General features: G+C 48.1%; 11 protein-coding genes. 3 read left to right on the forward strand and 8 right to left on the reverse strand.

What is annotated here, in order from left to right; genetic code table 11:
* Positions 1-186 precede the first annotated feature (186 nt).
* Positions 187-2,919: a hybrid sensor histidine kinase/response regulator transcription factor gene (locus HPS56_RS05490; RefSeq protein WP_172275163.1), complete on the reverse strand. Its 2,733-nt coding sequence runs from the start codon at positions 2,917-2,919 to the stop codon at positions 187-189.
* Positions 2,920-3,290: 371 nt separating this feature from the next.
* Entirely contained in the window at positions 3,291-4,574 is a 1,284-nt protein-coding gene (locus tag HPS56_RS05495; protein ID WP_172275164.1) for an ATP-binding protein, read from the reverse strand.
* A 458-nt stretch (positions 4,575-5,032) separates the two neighbouring features.
* Between HPS56_RS05495 and HPS56_RS05500 the strand changes: the two genes are divergently transcribed.
* From HPS56_RS05500 to HPS56_RS05510, 3 genes are read left to right on the forward strand one after another with little or no spacing between them, the layout of a single operon-like run.
* Complete coding sequence (locus HPS56_RS05500) at positions 5,033-6,877, forward strand: glycoside hydrolase family 32 protein (RefSeq protein WP_172275165.1); 1,845 nt, start codon at positions 5,033-5,035, stop codon at positions 6,875-6,877.
* Between the two features lie 14 nt (positions 6,878-6,891).
* Positions 6,892-8,079: an MFS transporter gene (locus HPS56_RS05505; RefSeq protein ID WP_253952395.1), complete on the forward strand. Its 1,188-nt coding sequence runs from the start codon at positions 6,892-6,894 to the stop codon at positions 8,077-8,079.
* A 9-nt stretch (positions 8,080-8,088) separates the two neighbouring features.
* Entirely contained in the window at positions 8,089-8,970 is an 882-nt protein-coding gene (locus tag HPS56_RS05510; RefSeq protein ID WP_172275166.1) for a carbohydrate kinase family protein, read from the forward strand.
* A gap of 101 nt (positions 8,971-9,071) precedes the next feature.
* On the opposite strand, the gene HPS56_RS05515 is transcribed toward HPS56_RS05510, so the two are convergent.
* The 6 genes from HPS56_RS05515 to HPS56_RS05540 form a co-directional block, all read right to left on the reverse strand.
* The gene (locus HPS56_RS05515; RefSeq protein WP_172275167.1) at positions 9,072-9,878 is read right to left on the reverse strand and encodes a hypothetical protein; all 807 of its coding nucleotides are present in this window, start codon (positions 9,876-9,878) and stop codon (positions 9,072-9,074) included.
* 27 nt (positions 9,879-9,905) lie between these two features.
* Positions 9,906-11,531 carry a hypothetical protein gene (locus HPS56_RS05520; protein ID WP_172275168.1) on the reverse strand — a complete coding sequence of 542 codons (1,626 nt, stop codon included), beginning with the start codon at positions 11,529-11,531 and terminating at the stop codon, positions 9,906-9,908.
* Positions 11,532-11,639: 108 nt separating this feature from the next.
* Entirely contained in the window at positions 11,640-12,659 is a 1,020-nt protein-coding gene (locus HPS56_RS05525) for a hypothetical protein (RefSeq protein WP_172275169.1), read from the reverse strand.
* A 20-nt stretch (positions 12,660-12,679) separates the two neighbouring features.
* The gene (locus HPS56_RS05530) at positions 12,680-13,375 is read right to left on the reverse strand and encodes a hypothetical protein (RefSeq protein WP_216655762.1); all 696 of its coding nucleotides are present in this window, start codon (positions 13,373-13,375) and stop codon (positions 12,680-12,682) included.
* Between the two features lie 88 nt (positions 13,376-13,463).
* Entirely contained in the window at positions 13,464-14,561 is a 1,098-nt protein-coding gene (locus tag HPS56_RS05535; protein ID WP_172275170.1) for a hypothetical protein, read from the reverse strand.
* Entirely contained in the window at positions 14,558-15,271 is a 714-nt protein-coding gene (locus HPS56_RS05540; RefSeq protein ID WP_172275171.1) for an MORN repeat-containing protein, read from the reverse strand. Before HPS56_RS05540 ends, HPS56_RS05535 begins: the two co-directional genes overlap by 4 nt.
* Positions 15,272-15,298: the final 27 nt, after the last annotated feature.

Below are 15,298 nucleotides of genomic sequence, written 5' to 3' on the forward strand. Positions count from 1 at the left end.
CAACTCTGTCGGCTTAAGCCGACAGGATTACAAATAACGGGATTGCGGTTTGAGAATGGCATGATTGGACATTGACATCAGCCTGTTCACGATAAAAGAACAACCTGCTCCCCAAAGAGAACAGGTTGCTTGTCAATATACGTCGGTCTACTATATGTGAATGTCCATACGGCAATGGGAACACGTCTAAGCCTTGTGCCCTATACGCCCGCGCAAGTCAGTGGGAGTTTCACCGAAAGCGCTTCTATAGCATTTTGTGAAATATGCAGGATTGGAGAATCCGACCTTATATGCCACTTCGCTCACCGACATGCCGGTGGTTGTGAGAAGCATGCGCGCATGCTTAAGCCTCAACTGCCTCATCAGCTCTACAGGCGAATAGTTGGTGAGGGCCTTTATCTTCCTGTAGAACTGCGAATGACCCAGTCCCATGCTTGAGGCAATCTGCTCCACACTCAGGTCGGAATTGCCCATCTCCGCCTGAAACACCTTTATAAACGAATCATAGAAACAGCTGTCTATATCCGAAACAGGCATTGCACGGTCCGGCTCTTCGGTTTCGCCAGCGGCCACACCGCCTGCCACGCCACTCTGCCACAAGTCTTTTATACGTTTGCGGTTGGCAATAAGGCTCCGGCATCTTGCCTTCAGCACATCAGCACCGAACGGCTTCGACAAATAGCCGTCGGCACCATTGTCATAACCCTCCGCGCGCTGCTCGTCCATTGAACAGGCCGTAAGCAAAAGAACGGGAATATGTGAAGTGGAGATCTCCTCCTTTATTTTCCTGCAACACTCCAGGCCATCCATTACCGGCATCATTATATCGCAAATCACGAGATCGGGCACATATTTGGCAGAAAGCCTCATACCCTCACGGCCGTCAGGCGCGGTGATAACATTATAGTCATCCGCCAGCAGACTCCGCACAAGGGCCAGCATATCCGCATTATCGTCAACGACAAGCACAAGAGGCTTGCCGGAATCAAAGCCGGCATCTGCCTCAACTGTGTCAAGCTCAATCTCAACATCACGCGTAACGACACTCTTTGACGCCACGGCAGGCGTATCGGCCACATGTCTTACAGGAAGCGTGACAGTAAACACCGAACCTTTATTAATGGCACTTTCCACAGAAATATTGCCGTCGTGCAATTCTACAAACGCCTTTACAAGGGACAGCCCTATGCCGGAACCCTTTGGACGTACACGGTCCGCCTGAAAGAAACGGTCAAAAATATTACCGATGTCGCGGCCGCTTATTCCCTCACCGGTATCCGCCACGCTGAATACGAGACTGTCGCCGTCTGTGGTATATGACACACGTATGGAGCCGTTGTCGGGAGTATATTTAAAAGCATTTGAGATAAGATTGAAGAACACGCGCTCAATCTTCTCTACGTCAATGGCGAGAAAGACACTTCCGCCCTGAGGTGTATCAAGCGTCAGCTTCATGTCACGCTTACGCGCAACGGCATAGAAAGCCTCCATCCATTCAGCCACGACTGCACCGAAATCAACCTCCGAAAGTTTCAGGTCGAGCTTTCCGCTCTCATATTTTCTGAAGTCCAGTATCTGGTTGATAAGTCTTTGAAGTATTCTCACATTCTTGTCGGCAATCCTCACCATGACAGCCTGCTGCTGTGTCAGGTTTGCGGCAGATGCCAGCTGCGCCACAGGCTCCGATATGAGTGTAAGCGGTGTGCGCAGGTCATGCGAGACATTGGTAAAGAATGCAAGTTTGGAGCGCGTCGCCTCCTGAAATTTCTCATTAAGCAGTGCCTGCATGTCACGCTGCTCTTCCAAAAGGCGATTCTGTTCCATCAGTGCTTTCTGATGCCTCTTGCGTTGCCAGAAGGCTCTCAACACAAGGAACAGAACTCCGCAAAGAAGTATCATTATAACTATTGTGGCATAAAAAAGCGATGTCTGCGACGAATGTTTTGTCCAGTAGTCATCTATGCGCATTTTAAGAATATGCATTTTCTCTGTCTCGTCTCTAAGCGTTTCGTTCTGGAGAAGCAGAATGTCGGCATTGGTGTGGTCGACAGCCGACGATACAGGAAAACACACCTCGCGCTTATATGGCTCGCCCTTCAATATGGCCAATGCCGTGCGTATAAGGCGATGCCCTTCGGTAGGATAGAGAAACGTTGCATCGAGCACACCGTCGGCCACAGCCTTTATACCGATGTCGGGCGCGGCATCTATTCCTATTATCTTTATATCACGCCCAAGCTTCCGCGCCACCTCGGACGCACCTATGGCCATACGGTCGTTATGGGCATATATCAGGTCTACATCGTCGTGTATCCTCAGCAGCGAATCGACCAGCGGCACGGCATCCTCCTTATTCCAGTCGGCCGCCGCGCTCTCCAAGATCTCGCCTCCGCCTTTAATGAACTCCTTGGTAAAGCCCGTGTGTCTGTCTTCGGCAGGAGTGGAGCCTTTCAGGCCGAATATCTCTATCGCCTTAGGATGATTTCCGAGCATCTGCAGGGCATAATGTGCCGCCGAGCGACCGATCCCCACATCATCCACACCGAGACGGGCGGTATAGGTGTCTCCAATAATATTACGGTCAAAGATAATGACAGGCAGACCTCTCTCATACACCTCTTTTATTATAGGAGTGAGCGTGGCAGCCTCATTCGGTGAGACAATGATGATATCAAAACCACTGTCGGCAAAATACTTTATATCGGCAATCTGCTTCTTGCTGTCGTCATCGGCAGAGCGTATCTCCACCACAGCGTCTTCATGAAACATTATCTCACGCTTAATCTCGTCATTCATCTTCGTGCGCCAGTCGTCACTGCTGCATTGTGACACTCCTATTCTATAAATCCTGTCTTCGGAACATCCGGACATGACCAGCAAAAAGGCCGCAAAAAGGCCGCATACAAAAAGTCTGTACATTATGTTTTTATTATTTCTCAGGTTTCTACTTGTCTTAGGTGTGTGCAAAGATAATACCGGCCGAACGCAATAAAGCTTATCGGAAATTTCCGGATGAAGTTTATCTTCATGCAAAGATAGTAATACAGGCATAAAAAAGATTGCCTTTAACTATAAAAAATCATCCATGACAGTTTTTTTATAGCCTGTGCAGAATTAATTATAGCCTTTATTGTACTAATATTGTAAAAGACCGCCGTGGCTCCAAGATAGAGAAAGAGGATATCATCATAGACCTGTTCAGGAGAGCCGACGAAGCCGACGGGGAAATCTGCGACACAGACACTTACCGCCGCTGGTTGAAAAGTGTAGAAAGGAAGCCCCTTTCCGCACTATGGCTTCAGGCAGCCGATAGGCACGACGTATATTCCGTCTTCCGGACGGCGATAGGCGTATTCTCCCGTAGCAGTCAAAATCATTTTGAATGCCGGAACTTTCATGCGGGAGGTGTCGATTTGCGCTGCCAGCGCATTGAGCGTCACCGAGCCTTCGTTTATCAGAGATTGTCCGCCGAGTTTTATTTCAATCAGTCCGTATTGCCCGTTACGCAAATGCACCACTGCATCGCACTCCAATCCGTTCTTGTCCCGGTAATGATAGACCTTGCCGTTCAGAGCTTCGGCAAAAACGCGCAAATCCCTTACGCACATCGCTTCAAAGAAAAAGCCCATCGTGTTCAGATCGTTCACGAGGTCGGAAGGGCCTATGCCTAATGCCGCTGTAGCAATCGACGGATCGACAAAATATCGGGTATCGCCGGTGCGTATAGCGGTCTTCGAGCGCAGATTGGGATTCCACGCAGGCATATCCTCCACCACGAAAATCTTTCGCAACGCTTCGAGATATGAAATGATGGTATCGTCGTCGAGTGTTGCCGTGTCGTTGTTCTTCAAATCCTCGCGCAGCGTGGCAATCGAGACCTGCGTACCCTGATGACGCGCGTATGCCCGCATCAGACGTTGTACCCGTTCCGAAGCCCGTTTTACACCGTCCACTTTCGTAATATCTTCTTTCGTCACCGCATCGTAATAGTCGAAAGCCTGCTCCAAAGCCACCTCTTCAGGAAGCCCTACGGCCATCGGCCATCCTCCACGGCAAATCAGAAAAGCGATATCCTGCAATTTTAATGCGTTCCTTTCCAGTATCTTTTCCGGGGCTGTGAACAATGCGGCCAGACTTACACTTCCATTCGATTCACCTGATTCGAACAGGCTCATCGGACGCATTGTGAGCCACGCGAACCGCCCCGTACCCGAATGTTCCCTCTCTTCTTCCGCCTCTTTGTCAGGTACGGCGGAACCGGTCAGGATGAACTGTCCCATTTTACGGCGGTGATCGACGGTATAGCGCACCGCATCCCACAGTTTGGGAACGGTCTGCCATTCGTCTATCAGCATCGGAGATTCACCGGAAAGGGCGGTATCCATGTCGATTTGCAAAAGATTTTTAAAATGCTCTTTCGTGTCGCTTCTTGACAGCAATACCTTACTGGCTGCGATTTCTTCCGCCGTCGTCGTCTTTCCGCACCACTTCGGCCCTTCAATAAGCACCGCACCTTTGGCCTGCAACTTTTTGGCCAGCAGGCCGTCCATTATTCTATGTCTATAACCTTCCATATACCAATTGTTTGTGCTGCAAAGATACGCATATTTTTGCATATTCGGTAATTCGGCTTATATATATTCGGTAATTTGGCGTTAATTTATTCGGATAAATGGCGTTTTTGGTAACCAAGTAAACACCGGCAATCTGCTACTTGAATAATTGGTATTTGGATGTTCCTTGAAAGTTAAACAGACAGGCTTACACCGTAAGAAATATAACATAAAAAGATTGCCTTTAACTATAAAAAATCATCCATGACCGTTTTTTTATAGCCTGTGCAGAATTAATTATAGCCTTTATTGTACTAATATTGTAAATTTGCAGACACAAAGAACAACATCGGTGATGACTCATCAGTGCCATAACCTTTATAAAAACGGTATATGGCCGCAAAAGGAGACATCAACCGGCGGAACCTGAAAACAACCGGTTTGGATTATATAATAAACAAATAAAACCTATTTAAATCATGAACTTATTAAAAAAAGCAGGAATCACAACTATAATGGCGGGGGCGCTGGCTCTATCGGTCAATGCCGGCCCGACAGAGGATATCGAGATTAATCATCTCGGTGTGAACAACACCTTGGTGCGCATAAACGGCAAAGCGCACTATCTGCTTATGCCAGTACAGGAAGCTAACGACGATGCCACCGTGAATGTATTGGTAGACGGGAATACGGCCAAGACCATTTATGTGCGCCTGGCAAAGTCGAAGGTTGACTATACCGTTCCGCTCGACCTCAGCGAATATGCCGGACACGACGTGACGCTGAATATTGTAACATCGCAGAGCCGTTCCACTGTACGCGAGGCAAAAGAGGATGCCTGTTGGAAAAGCCTGAAACTTTCCGACAGCTTCGACACCGCCAACAGTGAAAGATACAGACCGGCATTCCACCATACGCCGCTGTACGGATGGATGAACGACCCTAACGGCATGGTTTACAAGGACGGTGTATGGCATCTGTATTACCAATATAACCCCTACGGATCAAAATGGCAGAACCTGTCATGGGGACACTCATCATCCTCAGACCTTGTAAACTGGAAGCATCATCCTACAGCCATCAGGCCAAACGGTCTCGGCTACGTGTTCAGCGGAAGCTCTGTGATCGACAAAGACAACACCGCAGGATTCGGCAACAACACTATCGTTTCGCTTTACACTTCAGCAGGAACAAACCAGATGCAGAGCCTCGCATGGAGCACAGACAACGGGGAGACATTCAACATTTATCCCGGGAACCCCATAATAACTCTTGAGAGCGAAGCCCGAGACCCAAATATGTTCTACAACAAGTATACAGGCGAATGGAATCTGTTGCTCGCACACGCCCTTGAACACGAAATGCTTATATTCACCTCACCGGATCTGAAGGAATGGACATTGAAAAGCGCGTTCGGCAAGGGACTTGGCTCACAGGAGGGAGTATGGGAATGTCCCGACTTATTTGAACTGAAAGTAAGGGGAAGCGATGAAAAGAAATGGATGCTTATATGCAGCATCAACCCGGGAGGCCCGTTCGGCGGAAGCGCCACACAGTATTTCATAGGCGACTTCGACGGCACTACATTCACTCCTGATAAGGATATGGAGGGAAACGTACCGACAAAATGGATGGACTACGGCAAGGACCACTACGCCACGGTGAGCTGGAGCAACGCACCGGCAAACAGACGCATCGCAATAGGATGGATGAGCAACTGGCAGTATGCGGCGGAAGTGCCGACAAGGCAATTCCGTAGTGCGAACACACTTCCGCGCGATATAGAACTGTTCAAGGCTGAAGACGGACAGGTATATGCGGCATCGGCACCTTCTCCGGAAGTGGCGAAACTACGCGACAAGGTGTTCATAAAAACCGGCAGGACATCCGTCACAAAGAAACCGCGCACATTCGACTTGCCGGCAGCCAACGACGGCATTTGCGAAATACAGATGGATATCGCAGCCAAAAAGGCAGGTAAAGTGACACTGACACTGAAGAACGATACCGGAGACAATGTCGTGATGCAATACGATGTGGCAGCAAACACTGTGTCTTTCGACAGAAGAAACAGCGGAATAACAGACTTCAGCCAGGATTTTCCCGCTGTCACCACGGCACCGGCATTCTCCTCGGGAAACAAAATCGGCTTGCGTATATTTATAGACAGATCAAGCATCGAGATGTTTGAGAAAAGCGGAAAATTTGCAATGACAAACCTTGTTTTCCCCAACAAGCCCTATAATTCCATCACAGTATGCACAGACAAAGGGCGTGCACAAATAGAGAATCTTGTCATTTACACACTTAAAGGAACAAAATAAATACAACCACAGACATGAACACATCACAGAATCATACCACGATACAAAAGACTTCATTAATGCAGATAATACCTGTCATGCTGTGTTTCTTCACCATGGGATTCGTAGACCTCGTGGGAACGGCATCCAACTATGTACAGAAAGACCTTCAGCTCACAGACTCACAGGCCAATCTGTTTCCGTCGCTCGTTTTCTTTTGGTTTCTGATATTCTCCGTGCCCACGGGAATGGTGATGAACAAGATCGGCCGCAAAAAAACCGTACTCATCAGCATCGCAATCACCGCGCTATCGCTCTTCATCCCCGTCTTCGGCAACGGATATTTCATAATGCTCACGGCATTCTCGCTGCTCGGAATAGGAAACGCCATAATGCAGACATCGCTTAACCCTCTCGTCACAAATCTGATAAGCGGTGACAAACTCGCATCGACACTCACCTTCGGACAGTTTGTAAAGGCCATAGCCTCGTTTCTCGCTCCGATACTTGCCGCATGGGGAGCTACAACACTGACACCCACCTTCGGCCTTGGATGGCGCATACTGTTCGTTATATACGCGCTGACAAGCATTATGGCCGTATCCGCACTCGGAGCCACACCCATCGAAGAGGAAAATACGGAAAGGGCATCGGGCACAATGGAATGCCTGAAACTGCTCGGACGACCGTTTATCCTGCTGTGTTTCCTCGGGATAATGTGCCACGTGGGAATCGACGTAGGTACAAACACCATTGCACCGAAAATCATAATGGAACGCATAGGATTACCCCTTGAAGAGGCCGGATTCGCAACGAGCGTCTACTTTATATTCCGCACTGCCGGATGTTTTCTCGGAGCATTCATCCTGCGGTCCGTATCCCCAAAAATCTTTCTCGGGATAAGTTCCGTGACAATGCTTGCCGCAATGCTCATGCTGCTTACATGCGACAGCCTCGGAGCCATCTATACAGGAATAGCGCTCATAGGCTTCGGCAACTCCAACGTGTTCCCCATCATATTCGCACAAGCCCTGACATCGTCACCGAAAGAGAAAAACGAAGTTTCCGGCCTTATGATTATGGGACTGTTCGGAGGAACAGTGTTCCCTTTAGCAATGGGATACGCAGCCGATGCCGCAGGACAAGCCGGAGCCATCGGTATAATGACCGCCGGAGTCATCTATCTGATATATTACACTCTGAAAACAAAAACCTCAAAATAACTTATCGATATGAATGAATTTGTAGTAGGAATGGGTGAGGCGCTGTGGGATGTCCTCCCCGAAGGAAAGAAAATAGGAGGCGCACCGGCAAACTTCGCCTATCATGTGTCACAGTTCGGACTTCCCGGCCGCGTAATAAGCGCTGTCGGCAACGATGCCCTTGGAAACGAGATTATTGAAAACTTCACATCAAAGGGACTGAACCATCTTATAGAAAGAGTGCCATATCCCACAGGAACAGTACAGGTGGAGATAGACCAGGCCGGAATACCTCAATACGACATAAAGGAAAACGTGGCATGGGACAACATTCCATGTACCGATGCAGTAATGAACATTGCAAAAAACACTAAGGCTGTATGTTTCGGGTCACTGGCACAGCGCAACGTGGTGTCACGCAATACAATAAACAGTTTTCTCGATGCCATGCCATCCACGGAAGACAATCTCGTGGTGTTCGATGTAAACCTGCGTCAGGGATTCTACAACAAGGAGATACTGTGCAGCTCGATGAGACGGTGCAACATCCTGAAAATAAACGATGAGGAACTTGTTACCGTAAGCCGCATGTTCGGATATCCCGGCATAGACCTTCAGGACAAATGCTGGATTCTGTTAGGAAAATACAACCTGAAAATGCTTATCCTCACCTGTGGGATAAACGGAAGCTATGTATTCACGCCAGGAAACGTCTCGTTCCAACCGACACCGAAGGTAGAAGTGGCAGACACCGTAGGAGCAGGCGACTCTTTCACCGCCGCCTTCATCGCGTCTGTACTCAAAGGCAAGACCGTTGGCGATGCCCACAGATGCGCTGTAACGACATCCGCCTTTGTATGCACTAAGAAAGGTGCTATGCCTATACTTCCGGATGAGATAAAAGAAATGTAGGCTAATCAGAGAAAGCATAAAGCCGCTTTTACAAACGGCACACATCAAAAAAGTATGGGCAAAGCCAAATATCCGGCTATGCCCATACTTTATTCTTTATATCAGAAATCCCATGCACTGTCATCGGTCGTGTTGAATGCCTCGCTCTCAACTTCTTTCTTGATGTCAGCCGCAGTCATTGTCATGGCATTGCCATCGTCAAGATTGAGATCCAAACCGTCTATTTTAGATAAATCCACCTTCGCATCGACAGGTTTTCCCTCATCTGTGAAGTTTACGGAATAGCTTTCCAACAGCTTCTTCTGCTGTTTCAACGATTTCTTCTGCTTATATGCCATCTCAATATCTTCAGCACTGAGCAGAAGGCCTGCTCCGGCTCCTGTGGCAATGCTTTTGACATCTCCCTTACCGATAAGCCCTCCCAACAAGGCTCCTCCACCAACCTTGGCAATTATCAGCCCTATGGCCTTGTTCAACTTCTTTTGCTGGGCAGCCACCGCCTCCTTGCTTCTCTTATTGCCGAACTGGTCGAAGAGGAACACATGATACTGCTCCGTGCCGTCTTCGTTGAGAACAGGCTTCCCGCTACCATCTACAACCATAACCTTCTTGGCCGTATACACCGGTATGTCTTCCCACTTTATCTTTTTTTTCAAAGAATCGGAAACAACAGAATCTCCTGTCGCAGACAAAGCGGCGGCATCCGGCTTTTTCACAGCAGCGGTATCCGTTGCCGCATCTATTGACTTCAGCGCCTTGTCAAATTTCCTTGTGGCCTTATCCACCTCCTTTGAAGCATTCTCCACTGTTTTTGTGAGTTTCTTAAAGAATCCCTGGGCAGAAACTCCTGTCGCCGTTCCTAACAAACAGAATACAAACAGGACTTTGATGATGTTTAGATTTCTCATTTTCTTTATTATTTAATGACTACTTGACTATTTTCCCGAAACATACATTTTCAGTCGGAACTGCCGCTTGTTATATTCTCCCTCCGACTTGCTCATTATATCCTTCACGTCCATATACATTATCTGTATATCATTGCCATATCCCACAGGACGGAAGAATATCGCCTTAGGAAGATTCTTACGCACAAGATGCAGCTCCAGTTCACCGTCATTCCCCGTTGTCCCAAGCTTCTTGTAACGCGCCGGGGCTTCACTGATAAGTGAACGGAAACGCTTGTCGGTCTGATAACCCTTATATGCCGGTTCGTCTTTGCCATAGTCGGCCCACAACTCCACATTCGCCAACCGTCCCTTCTCGGAGAATCCGGAAAAGTCCTTCACCCATTTAGTCACGGTAAACTTCATATCAAGAGGCATTTCCTCCACAATCTTCTCAAGCGCATCTATACGGCCGGAATAAAAGTCGCAGGGATTATAATTGTTGAGCACTTTCAGAAACTCTATTGCACCGGAAGCATATTTCATCACTTCAGCCTGACTGCCACTACCCTGTGCCTTCATCTGCTTCATACGGCTGAGCGAAAACTTCGCATAGTTCTCATACACAAGACAGGTGTCACAGTCGGCAATGTTGCGTGACACAGAAGGCATAAGCTCTGCCGGAGCGTCCTTGGCCGCCTTGGCCGCAAGAAAATTACGACGTGCGTTGTCGTATTCGCGCAACCCGTACAGACGTGCCCCTTCGCTGAACTTTGCATTAAAATCGGTGACATGCTTCTCTACTATAACCTCACGCAACAGTACTCCCCACACAAACTTTGAGCGCGGACGGGCCTCGCTGACATCTATGGACAACCGGTTGGTACCGGTGGCGAAAAGCTCGATATTAGTCATATCGGCAAACCTTGTTCTCGCTGTGTCCAAATCATTATTCACTTTATCATAATCCACCTGAAGGTCTTCACGCTGCCTGTCATTAAGCGTAGGGGTCTCATATTCTTTCTTTATACTGTCGTTAAGCTTATCAAGCTCTCCCTGCAACCGTTCTATCTCTTTTCTCAAATCCATAATAGGCTTTACCGGAAAGACAATAGAAGTCACGGTTATGCTCTTGTCGGTGGTTTTTCTTGAAGTCTTCACTGTTGCTCCCAATCCTTTCGGACAGTTTATCTGCAGGTCTGCTATCGGCGAGTTTATCTCAACCTCCGCCAGTTCCTGATTTGTTATGACATCATTGGGTGTCGTCTGGTCTTCCATACGTATGGGTTTTTCCACATCCTCAACGATATATGTACGCCAATAATCCGCCGTGGTGCTCGCCACAAAATCTATCTTATCGATGTCTCCGCGCTTGCTTATCTCCACTTTGGGATTTTTTGTCTCCTTACGGTCTACAACGACCTCATATACATACAGTCCGTCTCCATTCTTTCCCTTAGGGGCTATCTGCGGATTTTTAGCATTAGTGATTGTCACTATGAGATCCGCACGCTTCGACAGGATACGGATGCCTCCGGCACCATCGAGATTTACAATCCCGACATCATCCTTCATATCCTTCAGTTCCCTGAACGACATATATTCCGACTGCGCTGCAACAAATTGCACCGACAAGAAAGCGAACAAAGCAAAAATAACTCTTATACGTTTCATTTGTACCTATTGTTTCTTCGGATTCCGCCCCGTATGTATCAAACTGACATTATACTACGGATTACCTGTTCCTTTTATATTGCCTTCAGTTAATAAACAAAAAAACGGTTAAAGATCGAAACCGCCAAGTGTGGAAATATCATCATCAGGCTGTTGCCTCTGACCTCCGACCCATTCCGGTTGCCATGTACGGACGTGAATGATTGGAGTTCCGCCATCCTCGGGAAACTCCCAAAGAAGGAAAAGATATCCCTCGTCACTGTAGTTGCTCGATTTCCACGACTGCCTCATGCGCACGCCATATTTCGTGGGATCGATGTTCGAACGTGTTATACCGGCACACCCTCCTGCCTCACCGTTCTCACCTATCTGGCTGAATTTGACGTCAATCCACTTGTTACGCAGGAACGCACGGCGAAGGTTTGCTATATATTGCTCCTTGTTCTGCTTAGTATATTTCACCTTTGGCGCGTAGCGGTTTCCATCACCGGGCTCACGGCGCTGCACCACAGAACCTGTGATGATAAGGGCATCATCACTGAACATCGCCTCGATGGTGCTGATGTCTTTCATGTTGTAAGCGGTGCGGAATTTCTCTATCTCTTTCAGAATTATCATCTGCTTTTCCTTTTCCACCACAGAGCCGCAACGCTCCATGCTCTCTGCCGTCTGTGCGTCAAGAGCAAAGCGGAAGTCAGTAATGCCACCGTTCCTGTCGAACTCCACGACTGCTTCCTGATATGTGCCCATGCCGAAGGTCTCACCCTCGGGCGTTATTATAAGCGGAATATGGCTCACCATCATTGTTCCGTTGGCAAACACCCAGCAGCGTTCCACCACCTCCTCGTCATCGCAATAAAACGGTGTCACGGCCCAAAGACGCGCCAACGACTTTTTAGAAAAGTCATCCATCTTCAAATCCTTCACCGAAACCACCTGTTTGGCATTCTGGGCCCTGTTTATCTCGGTAAGTACCTTTGATAAATTACGGGCGGCAGCATCTATGGCTGCGGGACGCTCAGTAAACTCGTCAACGGTAAGCGTCACCTCCACAGCTCTTGCCTCTTCCATTCCCGCCCACAACAGGCATAAAGTCATTTGTATAAAAAAGAGTATTCTCTTGTTCATATATTAATATTACATTATTATTAATTATTCACCTTAAACCCTATAGCTCCGCATCCGCTATAGTTCGTCAGTCTGTCGGCATTGCCGGTCTTCACGTTCACACGGTTGTCACCCGGTGTAAGAACTGCCACCACACGTCCGTCCTTGTTGTATATTGCAAGATAATAGATCTCAGGATTGCTCAAAGAGGCATATCGCCCATAATGCACGATCTTTCCTTCTTCCTTAAGACGTTTCACCAACTCGGCCATATCCGCATACTCGGTACATGCAGCCACACTTTCCACTGCCTCGGGATACAGCTGACGCACTGTTGCCGGCTTTACCTCAGCGACCTCAGACGCCTTGTTCTCTATAACCTCCACATTCTTCACAGCCTGTATATCGCTTTTCCTGACGTATAAGAAGCTTCTGAACATATTGCCCCGTGGAAGCTCCATTGCCGTCCAAAGCGAATTGCGGTTGTTTATCACGATATTGGAACCGCGCATCCTGTTCTTTGTAGCCACATAGCTGTTAATCTCTTCGTGAAGCATCTCTTCTGCCAAAGCCTTCGCCTCATCGACCGTTGCGGCAGTAGCCTCGGCATAGATATACTGATTGCTTTTCTTTATACTGCTGATAACCTTCTTTGTCTCAGCATCTGTCTGTGCCGTTATCTCACAAACATAAAAGAGTGTCGCCACTATGGTAACAAGAATTTTAAATGTACTCATATATCAATCTATTTTAAACTGTGTTTTCAATAAACGCTGCGCCTCGGCATGGTCTGAACCGGTTCTGCCTCCGTATACGGCCTGCGGCTTATTCTATGTCCTGAATAAAGAATCTCTCTGTCACGTTCTGCAACGGTATATATGGATAAACAACAGCCTTCACTTCTTCACGCTCACCGCTGAGAATGCCCAGCGGGAAGTCCACAGACAACACATGATTATAGGCCATCCTTTCGTTCAGGGCAAACAAGGTGCCTGTCAGCCTACGGCCATCCGTTTTCTTTATTCCAAAATACAGTTTACAGCCTTGAGCACGGCAAAACGCGACAAACTGCCTGACAGTAACACCGGAAAGCACCGTGTCATCACCATATTTGACTATGGAAAGTCTCATTGGCAACTCTTTGACAGAATGACCTGTAAGCATTATATTCCCCACACTGCGCGAAGGATTCTTCCTGTCGCAATACAGTTCTTTCTCTCCGTTCCTCACCGTAAGATAAATATCACCCCGTATAAGCTCGCTCAGATATTTTCCACCATCCACTATAATAACATTGTCGCCCGCAGACAATTCCTTCCCGTTTAAAGCCTGTTTCCAACCATTTTCCAAAGGCTTCATTCTCATCACATCGCGTTCAAGCATATTCTCCAGCTCCAGGACATCGGCCCCAAGCATAAGCTGACAATCTGCCGGAAATGTCAGGCAAAGTTCTTCCCGTCCTACATTCCATTTCAGCCGGTACATCCGTCTTGTTATCTCTTCGATTGTAAAAGGAGTCTGCGGTGTGACGCTACGCAACATTTGCATGTCACCGCGCACTATCTTCACGTTATCGACGTCCATCCTCAAAGCCGCGGAGCGGCCGTCAAGTTTAAGGTCGAGTTCAAGCACATACCTTTCTATGAAATCAAACACATCCGTACTGCCGTATGAGCCGATAACCCTGTCGTCAAAAATCTTATAACCTATATGCGACACGTCACCGTTTGCATTCGTGCGCACACGGAGCGGCCGGCCGCCATGGCTGACAACACCCGTAGTGTCGATGCCCGGCGGCATGACAACAGACATGTCGAATCCCACCGCGCGGGCTATCTTCTCAAGACGCGAAGTGTAGAAAGCTGTGGCGGCAAATGAGTATGCCGCCATTGCAAATGATATTATAACGGTGAGGACTCTCATGGTTTGACACCGGTGACATCTCCGTCATGATACCAGTAACCCATGCCGCCTGACACACGGCCGTCACGGAAGTCACCTTCAAACTTATCGCCCGGAGAAGCGACAAAATCCTTTGAGGCCACAATCCTGTGCGACTTGGTATATGTGATGGTGCCATGTCCGTGAGGCTTTCCGTTTTTAAGGTCACCGGTATACTTACCGTATCCAAGGTTCACCGTGCCGTAACCGTTCTGAACGCCCGGTGTCTTTGGCTGCTTGGTTTGTCCATTACCGCCATTTGTCCCAACACCGTCCTTCGGATTTTCCTTATCATCTTCCTTTGACAGTCCTTTTCCGTTGTCAACAGGCTTCAACGCGACGGTATCCTTATCTTGAGGCTTTACCGTATCCTTGTCAAGATTGTCCTTTATGACAGTCTCCGGTTCCTGAACCGGAGGCTTTACCTCAGAATCGCCTCCGCCAAGAACAAAGCCTGCCACGGCTCCGGCCACCAGAAGTGCTCCGACACCGGCATATATTTTCGTGCCATGCTTCTGCATGAACGACTTCGGAGGCGGACAGTCCGACAGTTTCTTCTTACACTCCTCACATATAAATTCGTGAAGGGCATCAACCTTTTGTACTTCCTTTGTCTTTCCCTTAGAGCAATTCTGGTTCAGGCATATACCATACCTGAACTGAATTCCTCCCTTATTCATCTTCGTTGCCATTTCTTTTATGAATATTGAATGTTTCTT

The sequence above is a fragment of the Xylanibacter muris genome (assembly GCF_013166605.1).
Classification (GTDB): Bacteria; Bacteroidota; Bacteroidia; order Bacteroidales; family Bacteroidaceae; genus Prevotella; species Prevotella muris.

Coding starts and splice junctions, on each gene's coding strand:
- HPS56_RS05490 (WP_172275163.1), bottom strand. CDS start 2,919: ATGTACAGACTTTTTGTATGCGGCCTTTTTGCGGCCTTTTTGCTGGTC.
- HPS56_RS05495 (WP_172275164.1), bottom strand. CDS start 4,574: ATGGAAGGTTATAGACATAGAATAATGGACGGCCTGCTGGCCAAAAAG.
- HPS56_RS05500 (WP_172275165.1), top strand. CDS start 5,033: ATGAACTTATTAAAAAAAGCAGGAATCACAACTATAATGGCGGGGGCG.
- HPS56_RS05505 (WP_253952395.1), top strand. CDS start 6,892: ATGAACACATCACAGAATCATACCACGATACAAAAGACTTCATTAATG.
- HPS56_RS05510 (WP_172275166.1), top strand. CDS start 8,089: ATGAATGAATTTGTAGTAGGAATGGGTGAGGCGCTGTGGGATGTCCTC.
- HPS56_RS05515 (WP_172275167.1), bottom strand. CDS start 9,878: ATGAGAAATCTAAACATCATCAAAGTCCTGTTTGTATTCTGTTTGTTA.
- HPS56_RS05520 (WP_172275168.1), bottom strand. CDS start 11,531: ATGAAACGTATAAGAGTTATTTTTGCTTTGTTCGCTTTCTTGTCGGTG.
- HPS56_RS05525 (WP_172275169.1), bottom strand. CDS start 12,659: ATGAACAAGAGAATACTCTTTTTTATACAAATGACTTTATGCCTGTTG.
- HPS56_RS05530 (WP_216655762.1), bottom strand. CDS start 13,375: ATGAGTACATTTAAAATTCTTGTTACCATAGTGGCGACACTCTTTTAT.
- HPS56_RS05535 (WP_172275170.1), bottom strand. CDS start 14,561: ATGAGAGTCCTCACCGTTATAATATCATTTGCAATGGCGGCATACTCA.
- HPS56_RS05540 (WP_172275171.1), bottom strand. CDS start 15,271: ATGGCAACGAAGATGAATAAGGGAGGAATTCAGTTCAGGTATGGTATA.